This window comes from Cupriavidus sp. SS-3, from assembly GCF_035818815.1.
Taxonomy (GTDB): Bacteria; Pseudomonadota; Gammaproteobacteria; order Burkholderiales; family Burkholderiaceae; genus Cupriavidus; species Cupriavidus taiwanensis_C.
Window position 1 is genome coordinate 20,263 of sequence record NZ_JAYLVT010000029.1, and the last position, 23,125, is coordinate 43,387.

Below are 23,125 nucleotides of genomic sequence, written 5' to 3' on the forward strand. Positions count from 1 at the left end.
AGTTGTAAGATGGCGGAACCACCGCGCCCCACGTCCCCAACCTTCCGGAGCCACCACCCATGAGCGACGCGCTTTGCCTTGCCAGCGCAGCCGAACTGCAGCAGCGCATCCGGCGCAAGGAGATTTCACCGGTCGAGCTGACCGCGGCCGTGCTGGAGCGCGCGGCCCGGCTGCAGCCCGCGCTGAACTGCCTGATCACGCTGTGCGCGGACGAGGCCATGACCGCGGCGCGCGCGGCCGAAGCGCAGCTGATGTCGGGCGCGCCGCTGGGCGCGCTGCACGGCATTCCCTTCACGGTGAAGGACATCGTCAACACCGCGGGCGTGCGCACCACCTTTGGCGCAGTGCCGATGCGCGACCACGTGCCCGCCGAAGACGCCGTGGCGGTGGCGCGGCTGCGCGCGCAGGGCGCGATCCTGGTCGGCAAGACCACCACGCCGGAATTCGGCTCCAAGTGCCTGACCGATGCGCCGCTGTTCGGCCGCACCCGCAATGCCTGGCATGCCGGGCGCACCAGCGGCGGCTCCAGCGGCGGCGCCGCGGTGGCGGTGGCGAGCGGCATCGCCCCGCTGGCGGTGGCCACCGACGGCGGCGGCTCGACCCGCATCCCGGCCGCGTGCAATGGCGTGGTCGGGATCAAGCAAAGCCAGGGCGTGGTGCCGCACAGCCAGGCCCAGGACCTGTTCGGCAACCAGACCTACGTGACCCCGACCACGCGCACGGTGGCGGACACCGGCCTGAGGCTGCAGGCCATGGCCGGCGAGCACGCCTGCGATCCGTGGTCGATCGGCGTGCCCGTGCCCGACTACGTCGACGCCGCGCGGCCGCACGGCGATCTGCGCGGCCGCCGCATCCGCTATTGCCTGGCGCCGCCGGGGCGGCCGGTGGCCGCCGACGTGGCGCGCGCGTTCGAGGTCAGCCTGGCGCAGCTGCGCGGGCTCGGCGCGGAACTGGAGCCGTTCAGCGGCGATGGCTTCGACATCGAGCCGGTCTGGCGCACCATCAACCATACGGTATGGCGCACGCGCTTTGCGCCGATCGTGGCGCAGCACCGCGACGCGCTGAGCCCGACCTTCGTGCGCCAGGTCGAATCCGCCGCCGCGTTCACCGCGGTGGAATACCAGCAGGCCATGTTCGCGCGCTCCCAGCTGTTTCTGCGCGTGCAGGCGCTGCTGGCGGATGCCGACTGGCTCGCCATGCCCACGCTCACGCGCACCGCGCTGCCGCTGGAGCAGGACCTGTTCGGCCAGATCGAGATCGACGGCCAGGCCTGCCCCGATGTGCGCGCAAGCTGGTTCCCGTGGACCATGCCGTTCAACCTGACCGGCCACCCCGCCATCAGCCTGCCGTGCGGCTTTGGCCAGGACGGCCTGCCGGTCGGCCTGCAGCTGGTGGGACGAATCCGCGGCGATGCCGCGCTGCTGCGCGCCGCCGCCCTGTTCGAAGCCGTCCACGACTTCACCGGCCACTGGCCCGCCCTGCCCTGACCACCTTACCCCATGACCTGCCGACTGCCATGACCCCATCCCTCCGACCGAAGCGCCGCTTGCTGGCGCTGGCCGCTGCCGCCGCCACCGCCCTTGCCGTTGCCGCGCCAGCCAACGCGGCCGACCCCGAGCCGATGCATATCATCGTCGGCTATGCCCCTGGCGGCGCCGCCGACAGCCTGGCGCGCCTGTATGCCGAGCAGTTGCGCCAGGACGGCCACGGCACCGTGGTGGTCGAGAACCGCCCCGGCGCCTCGGCGCGGCTTGCGCTGGACTACGTGAAGCGCGCCAGGCCGGACGGCAAGACCGTGTTCATCGGCCCATCGCCGCTGTTCACCATCTTCCCGCTGACCTACAAGAAACTGTCGTACGACGCCGACAAGGACCTGTTGCCCGCGGCGGTGCTGACCGACGTGCCGACCGCGGTCGTGACCGGCGTGCAGCAGCCGTACCAGAACATGAAGGAGTATGTCGGCTGGGCCAGGCGCAACCCCGGCAACGCCAGCCTCGGCCTGGCCACCATCGGCAGCGCCGGCCACCTGGGCACGGTGGCGCTGGGCAAGGCCGAAGGCATTGCCATCACGCCGGCGGCGTACCGCGGGGCGTCGCCGATGCTGGTCGACGTGGTCAGCGGCAATGTGTCGATCGGCTGGGACGCGGTGGCCAGCATGATGCCGTTGTACAAGGGCGGCAAGCTGCGCTTCCTCGGCGTCAGCGGCGCGCGCCGCGCCAAGGCGCTGCCCGAGGTGCCCACCATGAAGGAACAGGGCTTCAGCCAGTATGAGCACGCCACCAGCTGGTACGGCGTGTTCGTGCCCGCCGGCACCCAGCCGGACGTGCTGGCGCAGGTGGAGAAGATGTTCCTGGCCGCATCGGCCAACCCCGCCACCGCGGCGAAGCTGGAGGCGCTGGGCCTGGAAGTGGTGGCGCGCCCCGGGCAGGAGGGCCGCCGCCGCATCCAGATCGAGCGCGCCGCGTGGAAGCCGATCGTCGAGGCGACCGGCTTCCAGGCCGAGGACTGAGCTTCGGCGCGGCCCTGCCCCGTGCTCAGGGCTTGGGCCGCACCGCGTCCGCGGTGCCCTGGATAAAGGCCTTGATCTTCTCGACGTCCTGCGGCGTCAGCTTGCCGGTGAAGTCCGGCATGCCGCGCGCCATCGCCGGGCCCTTGAACACGACCTTGTCCAGGTTCTCGATGAAGGCGGCATCGATATAGCCCAGGTTGGGGATATTGCCGCCGCGGTCGACGCCGGGCACGCCGTGGCACAGCACGCAGTTGCTGACGTACAGCGCGGTGCCGTCCTTTTGACCAGCGCCGGGTCGTACTTCACGCCCTGCAGCAGCTTGCCGGCACGGTATTCGGCGAACGCCGGCAGCGGCGCCTTGCCGCCGAGCGCGAAGGTGTAGACCGTGCCCGGGCCTTGCCGGTTGGTGGCGCGCTGCGCCTGCCCGTAGACCCCGCCCCAGCCCACCGCCACCGAGACATACTGCCTGCCGTCGAGCTCGAAGCTGACCGGCGCGGCGACCACGCCGGTGCCGGTCGGCGATTCCCACAGCTTGTCGCCGGTGCGCGCGTCATAGGCGACGAAGCGGCCGTCCGCTGTGCCCTGGAACACCAGGTTGCCGGCCGTGGTCAGCGTGCCGCCGTTCCACGGCGAGACCAGCTCCTTGGTCCACGCGGCCTTCTGCTGCACCGGATCCCACGCAATCAGCCGGCCGAAAGGCTTGCTTTGCGGTGGCTCGGCGTTGAGGAACTTGGCCGTGTTCCAGCCCACGTTGCCATGCGGCGTGCCGGGCTTGCCCTGGTTGAACTGCCAGGTCTTGTCGTCCATCAGGTTGAGCGGCACGTGCTGCGCCGGCAGGTAGACCAGTCCGGTCTGCGGATTGAACGACATCGGGTGCCAGTTGTGCGCGCCGTACGGGCCGGGGATCGCGTCATAGGCCCGGTCCACCGCGCGCGCCTCGGGCCGTTCGATCGGGCGCCCGCTGGCGTCATAGCCGGTGGCCCAGTTGACGTCGACGAAATTCTTCGCCGAGATGAACTTGCCATTGGTGCGGTCGATGACAAAGAAAAAGCCGTTCTTGGGCGCGTGCAGGATGACCTTGCGCAGCTGGCCGTCCAGCTTCAGGTCGGCCAGGATCATCGGCTGGGTCGAGGTGTAGTCCCAGTTGTCGCCCGGAGTCTCCTGGTAATGCCAGACGTACTTGCCGGTGTCGGGGTTGAGCGCCACGATCGAGGCCAGGTACAGGTTGTCGCCGCCGGCCGGGCTGCGCTTGCTGCGCGACCACGGCGCGCCGTTGCCGGTGCCGACGTACATCAGGTTCAGTTCGGGGTCGAAGGCGAGCGTGTCCCAGGCGGTGCCGCCGCCGCCCGCTTCCCAGTACCTGCCGCTCGGGTCCCAGGTCTTGGCGGCCGCGGCCATCGACTCGTCCTCGAACGGCTTGGACGGGTCGCCCGGCACGGTGAACCAGCGCCACTGCTGCGCGCCGGTGGCGGCATCGTAGGCGGTGATGTAGCCGCGCACGCCGAACTCGGCGCCGCCGTTGCCGATGATGACCTTGCCCTTGAACACGCGCGGCGCGCCGGTGATGGTGTACGAATAGCGGCGGTCGATGATGGTGTCCTGCTCCCAAACCTTGCGGCCGCTGGCGGCGTCGAGGGCGATCAGCCGGCCATCGTAGGCGGCGACGAACACCTTGCCCTGGTACAGCGCCACGCCGCGGTTGACCACGTCGCAGCAGCCGCGATAGCCGAGCGCGCGGTCCACCTTGGGGTCGAAGGTCCAGAGTTGCTTGCCGGTGCGCGCGTCGACCGCATGCACCACGCTCCACGACGCGGTCACGTACATCACGCCGTCGACCACCAGCGGCGTGGCTTCCACGCCGCGGGTCGACTCCAGGTTATAGCTCCACACCAGCCCCAGGTCGCGCACATTGGCCGCATCGATCTGCCGCAGCCGGCTGAAGCGGGTCTCGGCATAGTCCAGGCCATGGCTGGGCCAGTCGCGCGTGGTGCTGGCATTGGCGCTGATGAAGGCGCCGTCGACCCGGGCCGCCGCGTTGCGCGGCGCCGCGGCGCTGGCGGGCAAGAGTTGCGCCGCCAGCGCCAGGATCGCCAGCCAGACCGCGGCGCGATTCCTGGTACGGCGCCTGGCCGTGGCAACTGCGGAGGCAAATTCGGCGGCAACGGGATCCGTTGCCGGCTTCAACGCATGGCTCATATCGTCTCCTGAAGGGCATTCTTGTTGGAATTCGGGACTGCAGGATTACGGTACTGCGCGGTACTGCGCGATGCCGGGCGGTAGCCGGGGCCCACCGATCATCGGCGAGCCCTCGCGTTATGGGTACAGGGATAACCCCAATCCGGCTCCGCGGCCGGCACTGCCCACCGGAGGTCCGGGCCGCGCGAGCAATATCCCCTGGATATCGGCAGGGAAGAAATGAATATTGGACGCTGCCGGCCACCGTGGCTTAGCCTTGGCGCCAGGACAGACCTTGCATCCCTACCCGGAGCCCCCACATGAGCCAGTTCCTTCTCTACGAGCAGCAGGACCACATCGTCACCCTGACCATGAACGAGCCCGAGCGGCGCAACCCGCTGACCGGCAATACCGCGGTGGCGGAGTTCCTGGAGGCGATCGACCGCATCCACGGCGACGGCAGCGTGCGCGCGGTGGTGATCACCGGCGCCGGCACGGCGTTCTCGTCGGGCGGCAATATCAAGGACATGGAGCGCCAGGCCTCAGGCACGGTGCCCGGCATGGAGATCCGCCAGGACTACCGCCGCGGCATCCAGCGCCTGCCGCTGGCACTGTTCAACCTGGAGGTGCCGGTGATCGCCGCGGTCAACGGCGCGGCCATGGGCGCGGGCCTGGACCTGGCCTGCATGTGCGATATCCGCATTGCCTCGGAGCGCGCGCAGTTCGCCGAGTCCTTCGTCAAGCTGGGCATCATTCCCGGCGACGGCGGCGCGTGGCTGCTGCCGCGCGTGATCGGCCTGTCGCGGGCGGCCGAGATGACCTTCACCGGCCAGCCGATCGACGCCAGGCTGGCGCTCGAATGGAACCTGGTGTCGCGCGTGGTGGCGCCCGACGCGCTGCTGCCCACCGCCTATGAACTGGCCGGCCGCATCGCCGCCAATCCGCCGCACGCGGTGCGGCTGGCCAAGCGCCTGATGCGCGAAGCCATGCATACCCGGCTGGATACGCTGCTGGAACTGTCGGCCGGCTTCCAGGCGCTGTCGCACCAGACCGCCGACCACCGCGAAGCGGTGCAGGCCTTCCTGGACAAGCGCACGCCGGTCTTTACCGGCAATTGAAGCCGCCGCAGCAATGCGCTGGCGCGGCCCTATCCCGCCACGCCCAGCGCGCCTTCGACATTGCGCACCAGGCTGACCAGGCGCGGGCCGATATCTTCCTCCAGCTGCTTGCTCTGCTGGCTGAACACCGGCACCGACGCGGCGAAGATCCACGCCTCGCCGTCGCGGCGCGTGCGCAGCGGCACGGCCACCGATTCCACTTCGCGGTGCAGGTCGCGATGGCCTCGGCAGAAGCCGTGCTCCTGCAGGTCGCGCGCGCCATCGGCCAGGCGCGCCTGCAGCCAGTCGGCGCGCGGCGGGTCGGCGGCACGCAGCTGGGCCAGGTACGCCTCGCGCTCGGCCTCGTCCAGGCGCAGCAGGTACGCGCGGCCCGAGCCGGTGCGCGTGGCCGACACGCGCGTGCCCACCTCTGGCCGGAACACATGGCTGCCAACACCCTGCGCGATCTCGACATAGGTCAGCGCATGGCCGCTGCCGACGATCAGCTCGACCTGCCCGGCGATATGGTCGGCCAGCTCCTGCATCGCCGGCCGCGCCAGCTGGCGGATGGTCATGCGCGCCAGCGCCGGCGCGGCCAGGTTGATCAGCCCGACGCCGGGCACATAGCGCGACAGCCGTTCCGAGTAATGCAGCAGGCCCAGCCCGCACAGCGTGTCGAGCAGCCGGAACAGGGTCGGCTTGGCCAGCCCGGTGCGTTCCATCAGTTCCCGGCTGCTGAGTTCCTGCACCGTTGGCGAGAAGCAGTTGAGGATCGAGACACCGCGTGCCAGCGCGCTGACAAGGCGCGCCTCGCCGTCGGCATCGGCGGCTGGCGGGGCCACGGAAGCATGTGGAGCATTGGTCATTGCAAGGCCTGAATCTGAGTTTTTTGATACTCGCGTCTCAAAACCCGGATGTTGCCCTTCGCCTTTTCGAAAGTCAAACCGGTTTTTTTGCGTTTACATGGCGGTTTTTCGACGCCAGAATCCCAATTCATCGTATCGGACGATCACTTTTCGATACAGACGTCTCAATATCCCGCCACGACTCGCAACGCTCAGCTTTCTCAGGAGACTCCGCATGCAACAAGCCGTCATCGTCGACGCTATCCGCAGCCCGATGGGCCGCTCCAAGCCGGGCTCGGCCTTTACCGAGCTCCATGCCACCGAACTGCTGGCGCAGGTGCTCAAGGCGCTGGTCGAGCGCAACCGGCTGGACCCGGGCCTGGTCGACGACGTCATCACCGGCTGCGTGACGCAGGCGGGCGAGCAGTCCGCCGGCCCCGGCCGGGTGGCGTGGCTGGCGGCGGGGTTCCCCGAGCACGTGCCGGCCACCACCATCGACCGCAAGTGCGGCTCCAGCCAGCAGGCCGTGCACTTTGCGGCGCAGGGCATCATGGCCGGCGCCTATGACATCGTCATCGCCTGCGGCATCGAGTCGATGAGCCGGGTGCCGATGGGTTCGGCGCGCATCGGCCAGAACCCGTATGGCCCGTCGATGGAAGCGCGCTATGCGCCCGGCCTGGTGTCGCAGGGCGTGGCGGCCGAGCTGGTCGCCGCCCGGTACGAGCTGTCGCGCGAGCAGATGGACAGCTACTCGGCCCGCTCGCACGAACTGGCCGCCGCCGCGCGCCAAAGCGGCGCGTTCCGCCGCGAGATCGTCGGCATCAGCACCCCCAACGGCGTGGTCGAGCACGACGAGACCATCCGTCCCGGCACCTCGGTGGAGAAGCTGGGCACGCTGCAGGCGTCGTTCCGCAACGACGAGCTGAGCGCGCGCTTCCCGCAGATCGGCTGGAACGTGACCGCGGGCAATGCCTCGCAGATCAGCGACGGCGCCGCCGCCATGCTGCTGATGAGCGAGGCCATGGCGCAGCGCCTGGGTTTGAAGCCGCGCGCGCGCTTCGTCGCGTTCGACGTCTGCGGCGACGATCCGATCGCGATGCTGACCGCTCCCATCCCCGCCAGCCAGCGCGCCATCAAGAAGAGCGGCCTGACGCTGGAGCAGATCGACCATTACGAGATCAACGAAGCCTTTGCCTGCGTGCCGCTGGCCTGGCAGCGCGCGCTCGGCGCCGACCCGGCGCGGCTGAACCCGCGCGGCGGCGCGATCGCGCTGGGCCATCCGCTGGGCGCCTCGGGCGTGCGGCTGATGACCACCATGCTGCATGCGCTGGAAGACAGCGGCCAGCGCTATGGCCTGCAGTCGATGTGCGAAGCCGGCGGCATGGCCAACGCCACCATCATCGAGCGCCTGTAAGCGGCGCCCTGCCCCATTTCCGCCATCCCGATCCCCCATCAAGGAGACTCACCATGAAACTGACCAACATGTCCGCCGTCGTCACCGGCGGCGCTTCCGGCCTGGGCCTGGCCTGCGTGCGGCGCCTGGTGGAGCGCGGCGTCGACGTGGTCATCGCCGACCTGTCGGAAGAACGCGGCAACGCCGTGGTCGACGAGTTCGGCGGCAAGGTCCGCTTCCTCAAGGCCGACGTGACCGACACCGAGCAGATGAACGCGGTCTACGACGCCGCCGAGGCCGTTGCCCCGCTGCGCGCGCTGATCCATTGCGCCGGCCTGGGTGGCCCCGTGCGCGTGGTCGAGAAGGACGGCTCGCCGGGCTCGCTGGAAAAGTACGAGTCGATCGTGCGCATCAACCTGATCGGCACCTTCAACGCGCTGCGCCTGGGCGCCGCGCGCATGGCCAGGAACGAGCTGGTCGACGGCGAACGCGGCGCCTGCGTGCTGACCGCGTCGGTGGCCGCCTACGAAGGCCAGATCGGCCAGATTCCCTATGCCTCGGCCAAGGCCGGCATCGTCGGCATGACGCTGGTGGCCGCGCGCGACCTGGCGCAGCGAGCGATCCGCGTCTGCACCATCGCCCCGGGGCTGTTCGACACCCCGCTGCTGGCCAAGCTGCCGGAGAACGTGCGCGCCTCGCTCGGCGCCATGGTGCCGCACCCGGCGCGCCTGGGCGCGCCGGACGAATATGCCTCGACCGCGCTGCACATCCTCGAGAACCCCATGCTCAACGGCGAGACCATCCGCCTGGATGGCGCCATCCGCATGGCACCGCGCTGAACCAGCCGACCAGACAGGAGAGAACTCATGAGCGATACCCTGCTGAAGGAAATCCGCGGCAACGTGATGGTGCTGACCATCAACCGCCCCGAGGCCCGCAATGCGATGGACTTCGAGACCGCCACCGCGATTGCCGCCGCGCTGGATGAACTCGATGCGCGCGACGACCTGAGCCTGGCGGTGCTGACCGGCGCCGGCGGCACCTTCTGCTCCGGCATGGACCTGAAGGGCTTCCTGGCCGGCAAGCGCCCGAGCATTCCCGGCCGCGGCTTCGGCGGCGTGACCGAGCAGCCGCCGCGCAAGGTGCTGATTGCCGCGGTCGAGGGCTATGCGCTGGCCGGCGGTTTCGAGCTGGTGCTGGCGTGCGACCTGGTGGTGGCCTCGCGCGCCGCCAGGTTCGGCCTGCCCGAGGTCAAGCGCGGCCTGGCCGCCGCCGCCGGCGGCCTGATCCGCCTGCCGCGCCGCGTGCCCTACCACGTGGCGATGGAATACGCGCTGACCGGCGACATGCTGCCGGCCGAGCGCGCCTACGAGCTGGGCCTGGTCAACCGCCTGACCGATGCCGGAGGCGCGCTCGACGCCGCGCTGCAGCTGGCCGATGCGGTCGGCGCCAACGGGCCGCTGGCCATCGCCGCCAGCAAGCAGGTGGTGGCGCAGTCCGGCGACTGGACCCGCGAGGACATGTTCGTGAAGCAGAAGCCGCTGATCGACCCGGTCTTTACTTCCGCCGACGCGCGCGAGGGCGCCGCCGCCTTCGCCGAGAAGCGCAAGCCGGTGTGGACGGGCAAGTGAAACGCCCGCACCTGACCTGAGAACGGCCGGCCGCAAGCCGGCCGTTCTTGCCTTGCCAAGCAGCCCATAAACATACGTGGAGGAGACCCATGACACCCAAGCTGCCCGCATCGCAGTCCCATACCAGCGCCGCACTGCTGCTCGCCGCCGCGGCGCTGCCCTGCGTGGCCCCCGCGGCCGCGCATGCCGCGGCCTGGCCCGAGCGGCCCATCACCATCATCGTGCCCGGCGCGCCCGGCGGCACCACCGATATCCCGACGCGGCTGGTGGCGCAGAAGCTGTCGGCCATCCTGGGCCAGCCGGTGGTGGTCGACAACAAGCCCGGCAGCGGCGGCATCATCGGCACGCAGGCCTTCATGCGCGCGGCGCCGGACGGCTACACGCTGCTGGTCGGCAATACCGGCTCGCATGCCATCAACTACAGCGCCTACAAGCAGCTGTCCTACCAGCCGCAGGATTTCCTGCCGCTGACCGACCTGATCTCGTTCGCCAACGTGCTGGTGGTCGGCGCGCAGGCCCCGGTGCGCAGCGTGCCCGAGCTGGTGGCGCAGCTCAAGCAGTCGCCCGGCAAGTATTCCTATGCCTCGGCCGGCATCGGCCAGACCCCCACCTGACCGCGGAACTGTTCCGGCTGCGCACCGGCACCGAGGTCATCCACGTCCCGTACAAGGGCTCGACGCCTGCCACCACCTCCGTGCTGGCGGGCGAAACCACCTTCATGTTCGACAACCTGACGCAGGCGCTGCCGCAGATCCGCGCCGGCAAGCTGCGCGCGCTCGCCGTGACCAGCGCCGAGCGCCTGCCCGCGCTGCCCGACGTGCCCACCATGGCGCAAGCCGGCGTCAAGGACTTCGTGGTGATGGGCTGGCTGGGCTTCTTCGCCCCGGCCAAGACCCCGCCGGCGGTGGCCGCGGCGCTGCAGGAGGCGCTGGGCAAAGCCATGCGCGATCCCGAAGTGGCGGCGCGCTTGCGCGACATGGGCGGCGTTGCCGGCGGCGAGCCGCAGCCGAAGTTCGCCGCGCTGGTGCGCGGCGAGATCCAGCGCTGGGGCGAGACCATCCGCGCCTCGAAGGTCAGCCTGGACTGACCCCGCGGGCGCCGCGCCGGGCCGACTTCGCCAAAGCGGAAGGCGGCCCGGCCCAAAGCCAAATTGACATGGCCGGGGGCCGCGGCATACCCTCGCCTTACCCTGCGGTATATTCAGTGCCCGCTTAAATTACAGACATTGCAGACATGGAAGGCGCCCGGGGTCCACAACGATAACGATAACCCCGCGACGAGACCTGCCGTGCCACGCTCCCCCGCCCCTTCCCCGTCTTCATCCCCTTCCCGCTTCGAGGGCCTGCGCCCGGCGCTGCCGATCCTGCTAGGCGCTTCGGTGATGCTGAGCCTGGCCATGGGCCTGCGCCAGAGCCTGGGCATCTTCATGCCGCCGCTGACGCGCGATATCGGCATCTCGGTGTCGGATTTCACCGTCGCCATCGCCGTGCAGAACCTGGCGTGGGGCCTGCTGCAGCCGCTGGCCGGCGCGTGGGCCACGCGCATCGGCTTCCGGCCGCTGATGATGGCGGGCTCGCTGCTCTACGTAATCGGGCTGGTGCTGCTGGCGACCGCGCACAGCATGGTCGGCGTCACGCTGGGCGCGGGCGTGGCCATCGGCGCGTCGATGGCCTGCACCGGCAGCGCGCTGGCGATGGCGGTGGCGGCGCGGCCGGTGCCGGCGGCGCTGCGCAGCACGGTGCTGGGGCTGGTGTCGGGCGCGGGCTCGCTGGGCGCGCTGCTGGCGGCGCCGATCGGGCAGATGGTGACGCAGGCCTACGGCTGGCGCACCGGCCTGGCCGCTTTCGTGCTGCTGGCGCTGGTGATGCTGCCGGCGGCATGGTCGGCCGGGCGCGTCGACCGGCTGCCGCTGGCGACGCCGGCGGGCATCGGCCAGGACAACGCGCGCCAGGCGCTGGGCACCGCGCTGCGCCACGCGCCGTTCGTGGTGATGGCACTGGCGTACTTTGTCTGCGGCATGCAGCTGGTGTTCCTGACCACGCACCTGCCGTCGTATCTCGACGTGTGCGGCATGGACCCGATGCTCAGCGCCGAGGCGCTGGGCGTGATCGGCGGCTTCAATGTGCTGGGCAGCATTTTCTTCGGCTGGGCCGGTGGCCGCTACAACAAGCTGATGCTTCTGGGCGGCATCTATACGCTGCGTTCGCTGGCGCTGACCTGGTACTTCTCGTCGGCACCGACGCCGCAGAGCACGCTGGTGTTCGCCGCGGTGATGGGCTTCCTGTGGCTGGGCGTGGCGCCGCTGGTCTCGGGCTGGATCGCCGAGACCTTCGGCCTGCGCTGGCAGGCGATGCTGGGCGGCGTGGCCTTCTTCAGCCACCAGATCGGCAGCTTTGTCGGCGCCTTCGGCGGCGGGCTGGTCTATGACGCGCTCGGCTCCTATACCGTGGCCTGGCAGGCCGGGGTGGCGCTGGGGCTGGCGGCGGGGCTCGCGCAGATCGCTTTCGCGGTGGCGACGCGGCCGCGGCCGCCGTTGATGGCGACGTCCTGAGCGCGGCGGCGGTAAGAACGCGCGCGCATTGTAAATCTGGCGTCACGCGGCGCGCGCCCAGGCCGGTACGGCGCGGGCCGCGCGGCTGGAACGGTTCGTGCCTGTCTGCGCAGAGACGCAATGCCCAGACCGAAGGAGGCCCCATGACCTCGACCGAACAGGAAATCCTGGTGTGCGGCCCGGAAGACGGCCGCTGGCATCTGGAAATGCGCACCGGCAACGGCGCGCCGGAGCGGCTCGACGGCGAGTTCGACTCGCCCGAGATGGCGATCGCCGGCGCCCAGCAGGTCTATCCGTCGATTCCGGTCCGCGTGACCGATATCTCCGGCGCGCCGGCCCCCTCAGCCCCCGCGCATGAAGGCTCGCTGACCGACTACCACTACGGCGGCCACAGCGTGACCCGCGACGAGAAGCTCACCGGCAGAGCACATCCGTCCAGCGATACCTCGCAGCCGCCGCCGGGCCCGCATCCCTATCAACCGACCGATCTCGGCAACCTGCCCGCGGGCACGCCGCGCCACGGCATGTACGGCGTCGCCTCCAGCCCGGCCGAGGCCGAGGCGGCCGACCGCAAGGACCAGGCCGCACGGCGCCCAACCGGCTCGCGCGACGCCGAAGACTAGGCCCGGCGGCGCCAGCACGCGCGGCAGCACGTACAATCTCGGTTTTCCCTGCGCCTCGCCGCCCCGCCGCCATGACCACCCTCGGAACGCCCCTTTCCCCCTCCGCCACCAAAGTGATGCTGCTCGGCTCCGGCGAGCTCGGCAAGGAGGTGCTGATCGCGCTGCAGCGCCTGGGCGTGGAGACGATCGCGGTCGACCGCTATGACAACGCGCCCGGCCAGCAGGTCGCGCATCACGCCCGCACTATCGCGATGAGCGACCCGGACCAGCTCAAGGCCCTGATCGAAGCCGAGAAGCCGCACCTGGTGGTGCCCGAGATCGAGGCGATTGCCACGCCGATGCTGGAAACCCTGGAAGCCGCCGGCACCGTGCGCGTGATTCCCACCGCCCGCGCCGCGCGCCTGACCATGGACCGCGAAGGCATCCGCCGGCTCGCCGCCGAATCGCTCGGCCTGCCCACCAGCCCGTACAAGTTCTGCGATTCGCTGGAAGAACTGCAGGCCGCCATCGACGGCGGCATCGGCTACCCGTGCGTGGTCAAGCCGGTGATGAGCAGCTCCGGCAAGGGGCAGAGCAAGATCGACGGGCCCGAAGGCGTCAAGGCGGCGTGGGACTACGCCATGGCCGGCGGCCGCGTCAGCCACGGCCGCGTGATCGTCGAAGGCTTTATCGATTTCGACTACGAGATCACGCTGCTGACCGTTCGTGCCATCGGCGCCAGCGGGCAGGTCGAAACGCAGTTCTGCGCGCCGATCGGCCACGTGCAGGTCAGTGGCGACTATGTCGAGAGCTGGCAGCCGCAACCCATGCATCCCGCCGCGCTGGCCAGCGCGCAGCGCATCGCGCAGGCGGTCACCGCCGACCTGGGCGGCATGGGCCTGTTCGGCGTGGAGCTGTTCGTCAAGGGCGAGCAGGTCTGGTTCAGCGAGGTCAGCCCGCGCCCGCACGACACCGGCATGGTCACCATGGCCACGCAATGGCAGAACGAGTTCGAGCTGCATGCGCGCGCCATCCTCGGATTGCCCGTCGACACCACGCTGCGCAGCCCCGGCGCCAGCGCCGTGATCTACGGCGGCGTGGAAGCGCAGGGCGTGGTCTTCGACGGCGTCGACCAGGCCTTGCGCGTGCCGCAGACCGAGGTGCGGCTGTTCGGCAAGCCCGAGAGCTTCGCCCGCCGCCGCATGGGCGTGGCGCTGGCCTATGCCGACGACATCGACACCGCGCGCACGCGCGCCAAGGAAGCCGCCAGCCGCGTGCGCCCGCGCGCGGTGGGCTGAGGCGCGGCGCCGCTAGATCGGATGGCTGCCCGCGGCGGCACCATGCGCCGGGGCATGCTGGGCCGCCTGCACGGCCGCCACCTGCGCGGCCGCCAGCACCGGCGCGATGCGCACGCCGTTCAGGTCGGCGCCCGACGGCGCCTGGTACAGCCGCAGCCCCAGTTCGGGCAGGATCGCCAGCAGGTGGTCGAACACATCGCCCTGGATGCGCTCGTAGTCCATCCACGCGGTCAGCGCGGTAAAGCAGTAGATCTCGACCGGGATGCCCTGCGAATCGGGCTCCATCATGCGCACGTTCAGCAGCAGGTCGTGGTGGATCTCGGGGTGCGCCTTCAGGTAGGCAATGCCGTAGGCGCGGAAGGTGCCGATATTGGTCAGCCGGCGCCGGTTGACCGGGTCGTTGCCGGCGGCGATCAGCAGCCGGTTGGCCTCGTCGACCTCGCGCTGCTTTTCTTCCAGGTAGTCGTGCAGCAGGCGGAAGCGCATCAGCGCGTGGACCTCGCGGTCTTCCAGGAAGCGCACGCTGCCCGCATCCAGCCGCAAGGTGCGCTTGATCCGGCGCGCGCCGGACTCGAACATCTGGCGGTAGTTGCGATAGCTCTCCGAGAACAGCTTGTAGGTCGGCACCGTGGTCACGGTGTTGTCCCAGTTCTGCACCTTGACCGTATGCAGCGCGATGTCCTTGACGTAGCCGTCGGCATTGCACTGGGGCATTTCGATCCAGTCGCCGATGCGCAGCATGTCGTTGGAGGTCAGCTGCGTGCTGGCGACCAGCGACAGCAGCGTGTCCTTGAACACCAGCAGCAGCACCGCCGACAGCGCCCCCAGGCCGGACAGCATCCATAGCGGCGAGCGGTTGATCAGGATCGACAGCACCAGCACCGCGCACACCAGACCCAGCCCCAGCCGGCCCACCTGGATATAGCCCTTGATCGAGCGCGTCTGCGCCCGGCGGCTGCTGGCGTACACGTCCTGCCAGGCGCCCAGCACGCCGCCGAGCATCAGGAAGAAGCACACCCACAGGCTGGCATGCGCCAGGCGCTCGATCGCCAGCGCATAGCGGCCCATATGCGGGACTTCGCCGATGCCGACGGTGATCACTGCAAAGCCCACCGCGTAGCCGAAACGCCGGTAGGCGCGATGGCGCGTCAGCGCCGTGCTCCACGGCGTCTTGCCCCACACCTTCAGCACCCGGTGGGCGATGCGCGACATCACATGGCCGAACAGCCACTGCGCCAGCGCGGCGATCAGGACCAGCGCCACCAGGTATAGCGCGATCTGGGCCCACGGATGGGCAGGAATACGTTGCTGGAACAGCTCCAGCAGGGCATCGAAACTCATGGGGGGCGACTCTGGCCTTTGACTTGGCCTGATAGTGTACCGAACGCGCCCGCCCCGCTGCGCGGCGCCCGGATCCGGCTAGGCAGGCAGCAGCTTCAGCCCGCCGATGCCGACGAAGATCAGCCCGATCAGCACCAGCCGCAGCGGCGACGCGCTCTCGCCCAGGAACAGGATGCCGATCAGCGTCACGCCGATCGCGCCGATCCCGGTCCAGATGGCATAGGCAGTACCCACCGGCAAGTGGCGCAGGGCCGCGCTGAGCAGGTAGATGCTGGCCAGCGCGGCCCCGATGCCCAGCGCGGTCGGGCCGACGCGGGTCCAGCCATCGGTATGCTTGAGCGCCAGCGCCATCACGATCTCGATCAACCCGGCCAGCACCAGCAGCGTCCACGCCATTGCCATGTTTTTCCTCCCTTCGCTCGTGCGCCGGCACCCATTGCCGGCCACGCCCAGCCACTGTAGGCTGTGCGGATCCGCACGGGAACTGGCCGAACTTGCAAAGGGATTATGCAAACATGCAGGAAGCAGACTGGGACGACCTGAAATACTTCCTCGCCGTGGGCCAGTCCGGCTCGCTGGCCGGCGCGGCCCGCGCCCTGCACGTCAACCACTCGACGGTGCTGCGCCGGCTGGCGCGGCTGGAAGACGCCCTCGGCACGCTGCTGTTCGAGCGCCATGCCACCGGCTACGCCATGACCCCGGCCGGCGAGGCGCTGGCGCAACGGCTGGCCGGGGTGGGCGAACAGATCGATGCGGCGCAGCGCCAGCTGTCCGGCCTCGACAGCCAGCTGAGCGGCCCGTTGCGCGTGACCACCACCGACACGCTGCTGGGCGGGCTGCTGATGCCGTTGTTGGCCGAGTTCCGCGCCCTGCATCCGCGCATCCAGCTGCAGCTGGTCGTCAACAACAGCTTCCTCAGCCTGAGCCGGCGCGAGGCCGACGTCGCGATCCGGCCGGCGAACACGCCCCCCGAGTACCTGGTGGGCCGCCGCATCGGCCGGTTGCAAACGGCCCCGTACGCGGCGCGAAGCTACCTGCAGCAACTCGGGCTGCCCGCCATGGCCGACAGCCCCGCGCTGGCGGACTGGCCCGCCTATGACTGGGTCGTGCCGGACGAAGCGCTGTCGCACCTGACCCAGTCGCGCTGGATCCGCGAGCACGTGCCGGAACCGCGCCGCGTGGTCAGCGCCGACAGCCTGGTGGCGATGGCCGACGCGGTCCGGCATGGCATGGGCGCCGGCATGCTGCTGTGCCTGCTGGCCGGCGACGATCCGGCGCTGGTGCGGCTGGCGCCGCCCGACGCCGCCATGGACACCGACCTGTGGGTGCTGACCCACCCGGACCTGCGGCACAGCGCGCGCGTGCGGGCGCTGGGGGACTTCCTGCATGAGCGGCTCAGGCAAGGGCGATGGCTGGCGGGGTGACGCACCGGCGGCGTGCGCTCACGCCGCCGGCGCATACATCTCCAGCAACTGCTCATCCGTAAAGCCCCACTCCGCCGCGTTCTCGAACGCCACCACGGTCTCGTCGCCATGGCGCAGGTCGATCAGTTCGGTCGGCACCGGCCGCGACTGCGACACCGAATAGAACGCCATCACCTTGGGCCGCAGCGGGTCGGCGTCATGCTGGGCGCACACCACCGCCAGCCGGTTGGAGCGCAGCCGCAGCACCGTGCCGAGCGGGTAGATGCCGACGGTGCGCGAGAAGGCCTTGAACACGCGCCGGTCGAACAGCGTGTCGACGCGCACCGCCATGTATTCCATGGCGCGGGCCGGTGACCATGGCTGGTGTCCGGGGTGGCTGGCGGTGAGGGTGTCATAGGTATCGCAGATCGCGCCGATCCTGGCGTGCACGCTCAGTTCGTGCCCGACCAGGCCGAAGGGAAAGCCGCGCCCGTCGACGCGCTCATGGTGGTGGACGCAGACGTCGAGCGGGATATTGGAATAGAGCCGGGCTTCGTTGAGGATGCGGTAGCCGGCGGAGGGATGGCGGCGGTAGGCCTCCTCCTGCTCGGGCGTGCGCTCGCCGGCGCGGAGGCTGACGGCGCCGGGCACGGCCAGCTTGCCGATGTCATGCACCAGGCCGGCCAGGCCCAGTTCGCGCACCTCGTCGTCGGGCAGCCCCAGCGTGCGGCCGACCGCGATCATCAGCGCGCAGACCGCGAAGGCATGCAGGTAGTTGTCGTCGCCGCGCGCCTTGAGTCGCGCCAGCGCGAGCAGCGCCTGCCCATGCCGCGACAGCGAGCGCGACGCCGCGTCGACCAGCAGCAGCGCGCCGCTGACGTCCAGCGCCCGCCCCATGCGCACGTCGGCAAACATCGAGCCGATCACGGCCTTGCCGGACTGCAGCAGTTCGCGCGCATGCACGATCTCGGCTTCGAGCGTGGTGGCTGGCGGCGCGTGGGCCGGGCCCTCGGCCCCGGTTGCGGGGTGGGCCGTGGCAAGGCCCGACGCGGCGTTGGCGGCGCCTTCCGGCACCGGCACGTTGCGGCCCTTCAGGATATCGATCCACACTTCGCGTACGCCCGCCGACCGGATCTGCCGTACCTGCTCCTCGCTGGCGACCAGGAAGCGCGCGCGCCAGAACGGATGGTTGATCCAGGGCCCGCCCAGCCTGGCGACGAACATCCCGACCTGCAATTGCTCCGATCCAATGCGTCTCAGCATGCGCCCCCTCGGATGATGGTTTTCTCGTTGTCGTTCCGGATATCGGCGGCGGCGGACATAACTTGAGCGTCGGCCACGGCGGCAGGAACCGTGCCGCGCACCCTTGTCAAGCGCCGCCCGAATGCCCGGACGGCGCCGTCGGGCATTGCCGGGCCGGGCCATGGCCGCCGCTACAATGGCTGGCCCAGTGCTCACAGACGCCAGCCAGTCGCCCCCGTTCACCCATGTCCGGAACGTACACGCTAGTCGGCATCGCCCGTGCCAAGACCCACCGCCGCGACGCGCTGGTCTCCCAGCTCGCTGCGCTGCGCTCGCGCGGGCTGACCGAGCCCGGCTGCCTGGACTATCACGTCGGGCAGGATGCCGAGGACGCGCGGGTGTTCGTCATCTACATGGTCTGGGATTCCAAGCGCGCGCTGGAATCGCACCTGAACCGCCCCTATATGCGCGATTTCCACGCCGCGCGCGCCGACTTCGTCGAGGGCGATTTCAGCTTCCGCTGGCTCAACGCCGCCTGAGCGCAAGGCGCTATCCCGGTCACTTTCCGCTGCTCCAGCGCGCCGGCCGCCGCTTGTCATTCCCGCCGCACCGACCTATCAATCAAGGTGACGCCCGCCCCGGGCGCGGCAGGAGTGCACCATGGAGATCAGGGATGGATTTGCCGGCACCATCGGCCACACGCCGCTGATCCGGCTGGCCGGCCTGAGCGCCGACACCGGCTGCGACATCTACGGCAAGGCGGAATTCCTCAATCCCGGCGGCTCGGTCAAGGACCGCGCGGCGCTCTACATCATCCGCGACGCCGAGCGGCGCGGGCTGCTGAAGCCGGGCGGCACGGTGATCGAAGGCACGGCGGGCAATACCGGCATCGGCCTGGCGCACCTGTGCGCGGCGCGCGGCTACCGCTGCATCGTGGTGATCCCCGACACGCAATCGCCGGAAAAGATGGAGCGGCTGCGCATGCTCGGCGCCGAAGTGCGCGCGGTACCGGCCAAGCCGTACGCCGATCCCGACAACTACCAGAAGATCGCCGGCCGGCTCGCCGACCAGACCGAAAACGCGATCTGGGCCAACCAGTTCGACAACCTCGCCAACCGCCAGGCCCACTACGAGACCACCGGCCCCGAGATCTGGCACGCCACCACCGGCCATATCGACGCCTTCACCTGCGCCACCGGCACCGGCGGCTCGCTCGCGGGCATCGCGCGCTGCCTGAAGGAACACAAGCCGGGCGTGCGCATCGTGCTGGCCGACCCGCACGGCAGCGGCCTGTACCATTTCGTCAAGCACCGAGAGGTCAAGGCCGAAGGCAGCTCGATCACCGAAGGCATCGGTTCCAGCCGCGTCACCGCCAACCTGCAGGACACCCCCATCGACGATGCCGTGCGCGTCGACGACCAGACCTGCGTGGACATGGTCTACCGGCTGCTGCGCGAGGAAGGGCTGTTCGTGGGCGGTTCATCCGGCATCAATGTCGGCGCTGCGGTGGCGCTGGCGCGCGAGATGGGACCAGGGCACACCATCGTCACGCTGCTGTGCGACCGTGGCGACCTGTATATGGGACGGCTGTTCAATGAGGCGTGGCTGCAGGGCAAGGGGCTGCAGCCGATTCCGTTCCGCCGGGCCAGCCCCGCCGGATAACGGGATAACGCCCGGGCTAGGCCGCCTTCAGCCGCCGCCACAGCGTGGTCGGGCTGATGCCGAGGATATGGCAGGCGGCGGTGCGGTCGCCGCCGCACTCTTCCAGCACGCGCCGGATATGGTCGACCTCGCTCGATTGCTTGATGCGCGCCAGCGACCGGCGCGCCCGCGCGGCTGGCGCCGCGGCTGCGGCTTCGGGTTCAACCGCGGGCGCGACCTCGCCGAACAGCTCGGGCGCCGCGGCCTGCAGTTCGCGCTGCTGGGCCTCGCCGTCGAGCCGGCGGCCGGCGACCAGGACCGCGATGCGCTCGGTCACGTTTTCCAGCTCGCGGATATTGCCGGGCCAGCGGTAGCGCGCCAGCCGGGCGCGCGCCGCGGCGGGCAGGCGCTGCGGGCGCTCCAGGCCCAGCCGGTCCTGCGCGCGGCGGTACAGCAGTTCGGCCAGTTCGGGCAGGTCTTCGGCGCGCTCGCGCAGCGGCGGCATGGCAATGCGCAGGATGTTGAGGCGGTAATACAGGTCCTGGCGGAAGCTGCCGTCGCGCACCATCGCGGCCAGGTCCCGATGGGTGGCGGCGATCACGCGCACGTTCACCGGCACCGCGTCCAGCCCGCCGATCGGCAGCACCTGTTTTTCCTGCAGCACGCGCAGCAGCCGCGTCTGCAGCGCGGGCGGCATGTCGCCCACCTCGTCGAGAAACAGCGTGCCGTTGTGGGCCGATTCGAACAGGCCGGCCTTGCCGCCGCGGCGCGCGCCGGTGAAGGCGCCCTCTTCGTAGCCGAACAGCTCGCTTTCCAGCAGTGCCTCGGGAAAGGCGGCGCAATTGACCGCCACGAACGGGAACGCGCGGCGCGGGCTGGCATCGTGCATGCCTTGCGCCAGCACCTCCTTGCCGGTGCCGCTCTCGCCGCCGATCAGCACGGTGGAGTCCACCACGGCATAGCGCCGCGCCAGTTCGCGCAGCGCCGTCATCGCGGCCGAGGTGCCGGCCAGGTCGTCCAGGCTGTAGCGCACCGCCGCCGGCCGCGCGCGGCTGCGCGAGCGCAGGTTGCGGTCGACGCGCTGGATCGCGCTGGCGTCCTGGATGGTCAGCACCGCGCCGGTGGTGCCGGCCTCGGAAAGGATGGGAATGCGGTTGACCACCACCATCTTGTCGCCGAGCTTGTGGATCGCCTCGAGCTCCTTGTCGCCGCTCTGCATCACCCCTTCCAGCGCCAGGCTCGGCGCCAGCGTCTGCAGCTTGCGCCCGACCGCGGCGGCGGCCGAGGTGCCGAGGAAGCGCTCCATCGCCGGGTTGAACGACTGGATCCGGCCTTGCGCGTCGACCGCCGCGACGCCCTCGTTCAGGTGCGCCAGGATGGTGTTGACGTAGTCGCGGCGGGTGGCCTCGATGCGGCGCAGGCGCGCCGCCTCGATCGCGTCTTCCAGTGCCATGCGCACCGAGTTGCCCGAGTACAGGAACACGCCGGTCAGGCCATAGCGGTCGGCCAGGTCGGTCACCAGGCCGGGGCCCACCACCACCTGGATGCCCTCCTGCTTGAGCGCCTTCGCGCGCGCCACCGCGTCATCCTCGGTCAGGTAGGTGTAGGCCGGCACCGACAGCGAGAACGCGCGCACGAATTCATCGACCTCGGCGTAGGTTGCCGCGTGCGTGACCAGCGCCACCCGCGGCGAGATCCGCCGCGCGGTGGCCAGTGCGCTCATCACGTCGAAGCCCGTGACCTTGACCAGCACCACCGGCACGTCCACATGCTGGCGCAGATAGGCGCCGTTGGAGCCGCCGGCGACGACCACGTCGAGCCGGCCCTCGCGCACCTCGCGCGACACCGCGCTGGCGGCGGCCTCGAAACCCTTGCCGACGATGCGGAATTCGGCGCGGTCGGCATAGGCCGGGATCAGGTCGGCAAAGGCGCGCGCGAGGCGGCTGATGCCGATTGCCCAGATGCGCGGGCGGCCTTGCGCGGAAACGGGAGGAGCCATGATGCGGTGCGGAAGGAAAGTGGGATGAAAGGCGGGATGAACAGGCGTACAGTGCTGTCACATTGTCCGCCACGATGCCCGGGATTTCAACTTTGAATTCCAAAACACAGGTCGTGGATTTCAAAAGTGCGGAAAACCCGGCACGGATCCCGCGGAGGTGCCTGTCGCCCTGCCCGCCAGCCCAGCGCTGGCAAGGGATTCCGGGTTTTCCGGCTGCTTTCGCCGAGCCTGGCACACCCCTTGCAGTATTCGGCTTGTCCTGTTCACCAACGCATACGCCATGACCTACTCCGCTTCCGACCTCGCGCGCTCCGCTGGCGCCCGTTTCCGCCAGGCGCTTGCCGACGAACATCCGCTGCAGGTGGTCGGCGCCATCAACGCCAACCACGCGCTGCTGGCCAAGCGCGCCGGCTACCGGGCCATCTATCTGTCGGGCGGCGGCGTGGCGGCCGGCTCGCTGGGCCTGCCGGACCTGGGTATCTCGAACCTGGATGACGTGCTCACCGATATCCGCCGCATCACCGACGTGTGCGACACGCCGCTGCTGGTCGATGTCGACACCGGCTTCGGCGCCTCGGCCTTCAACGTGGCCCGTACCACCAAGTCGCTGATCAAGTTCGGCGCCGCGGCCATGCATATCGAGGACCAGGTCGGCGCCAAGCGCTGCGGCCACCGTCCCAACAAGGAAATCGTCACCCAGGGCGAAATGGTCGACCGCATCAAGGCCGCCGTCGACGCCCGCACCGACGAGAACTTCGTCATCATGGCCCGCACCGATGCGCTGGCCGTGGAAGGCCTGGACAGCGCCATCGAGCGCGCCGTGGCCTGCGTCGAAGCCGGCGCCGACGCCATCTTCCCGGAAGCCATGACCGACCTCGGCATGTATCGCAAGTTCGTCGACGCGGTGAAGGTGCCGGTACTGGCCAACATCACCGAGTTCGGCGCCACGCCGCTGTTCACCACCGAAGAACTGGGCGGTGCCGGCGTGTCGATGGTGCTGTACCCGCTGTCGGCCTTCCGCGCCATGAACAAGGCCGCGGAAAACGTCTACGCGGCGATCCGCCGCGACGGCACGCAGAAGAACGTGGTCGATACCATGCAGACCCGTGCCGAGCTCTACGAGAGCATCGGCTACCATGACTTCGAGCAGAAGCTCGACGCCCTGTTCGCGCAAGGCAAGGGCAAGTAAGCAACCAGACGCAGGCGCGGCCGGGCCGGGGACATCCCCTCCCGGCCGCTTGCACGACCAAGACAGGCAACACCAGGCATCACACCAAGGAGACCCAGATGTCCGAAGCGCAACCGCTCGTCACTCCCAAGCCCAAGAAATCCGTCGCGCTGTCGGGCGTGACCGCCGGCAACACCGCGCTGTGCACCGTCGGCCGCACCGGCAATGAC

Annotated in this window: 18 protein-coding genes and 2 pseudogenes; 14 read left to right on the top strand and 6 right to left on the bottom strand. The window is 69.9% G+C overall.

All coding sequences use genetic code 11. The features are described 5' to 3' along the window. The first annotated feature begins 59 nt into the window (after window positions 1-59). Window positions 60-1,487 (top strand): amidase, encoded by a 1,428-nt coding sequence (locus U9J39_RS28790; RefSeq protein ID WP_326348740.1) that lies wholly within the window; start codon window positions 60-62, stop codon window positions 1,485-1,487. 29 nt (window positions 1,488-1,516) lie between these two features. Beyond that, a complete protein-coding gene (locus tag U9J39_RS28795; protein WP_326348741.1) occupies window positions 1,517-2,509 on the top strand; it encodes a tripartite tricarboxylate transporter substrate-binding protein in 993 nt (330 codons plus the stop codon). 25 nt (window positions 2,510-2,534) lie between these two features. Here U9J39_RS28795 and U9J39_RS28800 read toward each other — a convergent pair. After that, window positions 2,535-4,705 (bottom strand): annotated as a pseudogene (locus tag U9J39_RS28800) (PQQ-dependent dehydrogenase, methanol/ethanol family). 299 nt (window positions 4,706-5,004) lie between these two features. Here U9J39_RS28800 and U9J39_RS28805 point away from each other — a divergent pair. Beyond that, window positions 5,005-5,802 (top strand): crotonase/enoyl-CoA hydratase family protein, encoded by a 798-nt coding sequence (locus tag U9J39_RS28805; protein ID WP_115709525.1) that lies wholly within the window; start codon window positions 5,005-5,007, stop codon window positions 5,800-5,802. A 29-nt stretch (window positions 5,803-5,831) separates the two neighbouring features. Here the strand turns inward: U9J39_RS28805 and U9J39_RS28810 are convergent, their stop codons facing one another. After that, the gene (locus U9J39_RS28810; RefSeq protein WP_326348742.1) at window positions 5,832-6,647 is read right to left on the bottom strand and encodes an IclR family transcriptional regulator; all 816 of its coding nucleotides are present in this window, start codon (window positions 6,645-6,647) and stop codon (window positions 5,832-5,834) included. Between the two features lie 214 nt (window positions 6,648-6,861). Between U9J39_RS28810 and U9J39_RS28815 the strand changes: the two genes are divergently transcribed. The 7 genes and pseudogenes from U9J39_RS28815 (at window position 6,862) to purT (ending at window position 14,101) form a co-directional block, all read left to right on the top strand. After that, complete coding sequence (locus U9J39_RS28815) at window positions 6,862-8,040, top strand: thiolase family protein (protein WP_326348743.1); 1,179 nt, start codon at window positions 6,862-6,864, stop codon at window positions 8,038-8,040. A 53-nt stretch (window positions 8,041-8,093) separates the two neighbouring features. Beyond that, window positions 8,094-8,858, top strand: coding sequence for an SDR family NAD(P)-dependent oxidoreductase (locus U9J39_RS28820; RefSeq protein WP_115709529.1), 765 nt, complete (start codon window positions 8,094-8,096; stop codon window positions 8,856-8,858). A gap of 27 nt (window positions 8,859-8,885) precedes the next feature. Beyond that, the gene (locus U9J39_RS28825) at window positions 8,886-9,650 is read left to right on the top strand and encodes a crotonase/enoyl-CoA hydratase family protein (RefSeq protein ID WP_115680267.1); all 765 of its coding nucleotides are present in this window, start codon (window positions 8,886-8,888) and stop codon (window positions 9,648-9,650) included. 89 nt (window positions 9,651-9,739) lie between these two features. Beyond that, window positions 9,740-10,737 (top strand): annotated as a pseudogene (locus U9J39_RS28830) (Bug family tripartite tricarboxylate transporter substrate binding protein). A gap of 294 nt (window positions 10,738-11,031) precedes the next feature. Further along, window positions 11,032-12,201, top strand: a complete 1,170-nt coding sequence (locus tag U9J39_RS28835) for an MFS transporter (protein ID WP_240987711.1) — start codon at window positions 11,032-11,034, stop codon at window positions 12,199-12,201. 143 nt (window positions 12,202-12,344) lie between these two features. Next, the gene (locus U9J39_RS28840; protein ID WP_116312590.1) at window positions 12,345-12,824 is read left to right on the top strand and encodes a hypothetical protein; all 480 of its coding nucleotides are present in this window, start codon (window positions 12,345-12,347) and stop codon (window positions 12,822-12,824) included. A 71-nt stretch (window positions 12,825-12,895) separates the two neighbouring features. After that, window positions 12,896-14,101, top strand: coding sequence for a formate-dependent phosphoribosylglycinamide formyltransferase (gene purT / locus U9J39_RS28845; RefSeq protein WP_115680271.1), 1,206 nt, complete (start codon window positions 12,896-12,898; stop codon window positions 14,099-14,101). 12 nt (window positions 14,102-14,113) lie between these two features. On the opposite strand, the gene U9J39_RS28850 is transcribed toward purT, so the two are convergent. After that, window positions 14,114-15,442 (bottom strand): mechanosensitive ion channel family protein, encoded by a 1,329-nt coding sequence (locus U9J39_RS28850; protein ID WP_115709533.1) that lies wholly within the window; start codon window positions 15,440-15,442, stop codon window positions 14,114-14,116. A gap of 78 nt (window positions 15,443-15,520) precedes the next feature. Beyond that, the gene (locus U9J39_RS28855; protein WP_115680273.1) at window positions 15,521-15,838 is read right to left on the bottom strand and encodes a DMT family transporter; all 318 of its coding nucleotides are present in this window, start codon (window positions 15,836-15,838) and stop codon (window positions 15,521-15,523) included. A 119-nt stretch (window positions 15,839-15,957) separates the two neighbouring features. Here U9J39_RS28855 and U9J39_RS28860 point away from each other — a divergent pair, with 119 nt between their 5' ends. Continuing rightward, the gene (locus tag U9J39_RS28860; RefSeq protein ID WP_115709534.1) at window positions 15,958-16,866 is read left to right on the top strand and encodes a LysR family transcriptional regulator; all 909 of its coding nucleotides are present in this window, start codon (window positions 15,958-15,960) and stop codon (window positions 16,864-16,866) included. Window positions 16,867-16,884: 18 nt separating this feature from the next. On the opposite strand, the gene U9J39_RS28865 is transcribed toward U9J39_RS28860, so the two are convergent. Beyond that, window positions 16,885-18,108 carry an HD-GYP domain-containing protein gene (locus U9J39_RS28865; protein WP_115709535.1) on the bottom strand — a complete coding sequence of 408 codons (1,224 nt, stop codon included), beginning with the start codon at window positions 18,106-18,108 and terminating at the stop codon, window positions 16,885-16,887. 224 nt (window positions 18,109-18,332) lie between these two features. On the opposite strand from U9J39_RS28865, the gene U9J39_RS28870 reads away from it, so the two are divergent. After that, window positions 18,333-18,626 carry a putative quinol monooxygenase gene (locus U9J39_RS28870; RefSeq protein WP_062799507.1) on the top strand — a complete coding sequence of 98 codons (294 nt, stop codon included), beginning with the start codon at window positions 18,333-18,335 and terminating at the stop codon, window positions 18,624-18,626. A 121-nt stretch (window positions 18,627-18,747) separates the two neighbouring features. Next, window positions 18,748-19,749: a cysteine synthase A gene (locus U9J39_RS28875; protein WP_326348744.1), complete on the top strand. Its 1,002-nt coding sequence runs from the start codon at window positions 18,748-18,750 to the stop codon at window positions 19,747-19,749. Window positions 19,750-19,765: 16 nt separating this feature from the next. Here U9J39_RS28875 and prpR read toward each other — a convergent pair whose 3' ends face one another. Continuing rightward, window positions 19,766-21,727 carry a propionate catabolism operon regulatory protein PrpR gene (gene prpR / locus U9J39_RS28880; protein ID WP_326348745.1) on the bottom strand — a complete coding sequence of 654 codons (1,962 nt, stop codon included), beginning with the start codon at window positions 21,725-21,727 and terminating at the stop codon, window positions 19,766-19,768. 280 nt (window positions 21,728-22,007) lie between these two features. Here prpR and prpB point away from each other — a divergent pair, with 280 nt between their 5' ends. After that, window positions 22,008-22,916, top strand: a complete 909-nt coding sequence (gene prpB, locus U9J39_RS28885; RefSeq protein WP_115703169.1) for a methylisocitrate lyase — start codon at window positions 22,008-22,010, stop codon at window positions 22,914-22,916. Window positions 22,917-23,125 lie beyond the last annotated feature (209 nt).

What these genes read in the sequence shown, in the direction of transcription:
- U9J39_RS28790 (WP_326348740.1), top strand. Translation starts at nt 60, where the DNA reads ATGAGCGACGCGCTTTGCCTTGCCAGCGCAGCCGAACTGCAGCAGCGC.
- U9J39_RS28795 (WP_326348741.1), top strand. Translation starts at nt 1,517, where the DNA reads ATGACCCCATCCCTCCGACCGAAGCGCCGCTTGCTGGCGCTGGCCGCT.
- U9J39_RS28805 (WP_115709525.1), top strand. Translation starts at nt 5,005, where the DNA reads ATGAGCCAGTTCCTTCTCTACGAGCAGCAGGACCACATCGTCACCCTG.
- U9J39_RS28810 (WP_326348742.1), bottom strand. Translation starts at nt 6,647, where the DNA reads ATGACCAATGCTCCACATGCTTCCGTGGCCCCGCCAGCCGCCGATGCC.
- U9J39_RS28815 (WP_326348743.1), top strand. Translation starts at nt 6,862, where the DNA reads ATGCAACAAGCCGTCATCGTCGACGCTATCCGCAGCCCGATGGGCCGC.
- U9J39_RS28820 (WP_115709529.1), top strand. Translation starts at nt 8,094, where the DNA reads ATGAAACTGACCAACATGTCCGCCGTCGTCACCGGCGGCGCTTCCGGC.
- U9J39_RS28825 (WP_115680267.1), top strand. Translation starts at nt 8,886, where the DNA reads ATGAGCGATACCCTGCTGAAGGAAATCCGCGGCAACGTGATGGTGCTG.
- U9J39_RS28835 (WP_240987711.1), top strand. Translation starts at nt 11,032, where the DNA reads ATGCTGAGCCTGGCCATGGGCCTGCGCCAGAGCCTGGGCATCTTCATG.
- U9J39_RS28840 (WP_116312590.1), top strand. Translation starts at nt 12,345, where the DNA reads ATGACCTCGACCGAACAGGAAATCCTGGTGTGCGGCCCGGAAGACGGC.
- purT (WP_115680271.1), top strand. Translation starts at nt 12,896, where the DNA reads ATGACCACCCTCGGAACGCCCCTTTCCCCCTCCGCCACCAAAGTGATG.
- U9J39_RS28850 (WP_115709533.1), bottom strand. Translation starts at nt 15,442, where the DNA reads ATGAGTTTCGATGCCCTGCTGGAGCTGTTCCAGCAACGTATTCCTGCC.
- U9J39_RS28855 (WP_115680273.1), bottom strand. Translation starts at nt 15,838, where the DNA reads ATGGCGTGGACGCTGCTGGTGCTGGCCGGGTTGATCGAGATCGTGATG.
- U9J39_RS28860 (WP_115709534.1), top strand. Translation starts at nt 15,958, where the DNA reads ATGCAGGAAGCAGACTGGGACGACCTGAAATACTTCCTCGCCGTGGGC.
- U9J39_RS28865 (WP_115709535.1), bottom strand. Translation starts at nt 18,108, where the DNA reads ATGCTGAGACGCATTGGATCGGAGCAATTGCAGGTCGGGATGTTCGTC.
- U9J39_RS28870 (WP_062799507.1), top strand. Translation starts at nt 18,333, where the DNA reads ATGTCCGGAACGTACACGCTAGTCGGCATCGCCCGTGCCAAGACCCAC.
- U9J39_RS28875 (WP_326348744.1), top strand. Translation starts at nt 18,748, where the DNA reads ATGGAGATCAGGGATGGATTTGCCGGCACCATCGGCCACACGCCGCTG.
- prpR (WP_326348745.1), bottom strand. Translation starts at nt 21,727, where the DNA reads ATGGCTCCTCCCGTTTCCGCGCAAGGCCGCCCGCGCATCTGGGCAATC.
- prpB (WP_115703169.1), top strand. Translation starts at nt 22,008, where the DNA reads ATGACCTACTCCGCTTCCGACCTCGCGCGCTCCGCTGGCGCCCGTTTC.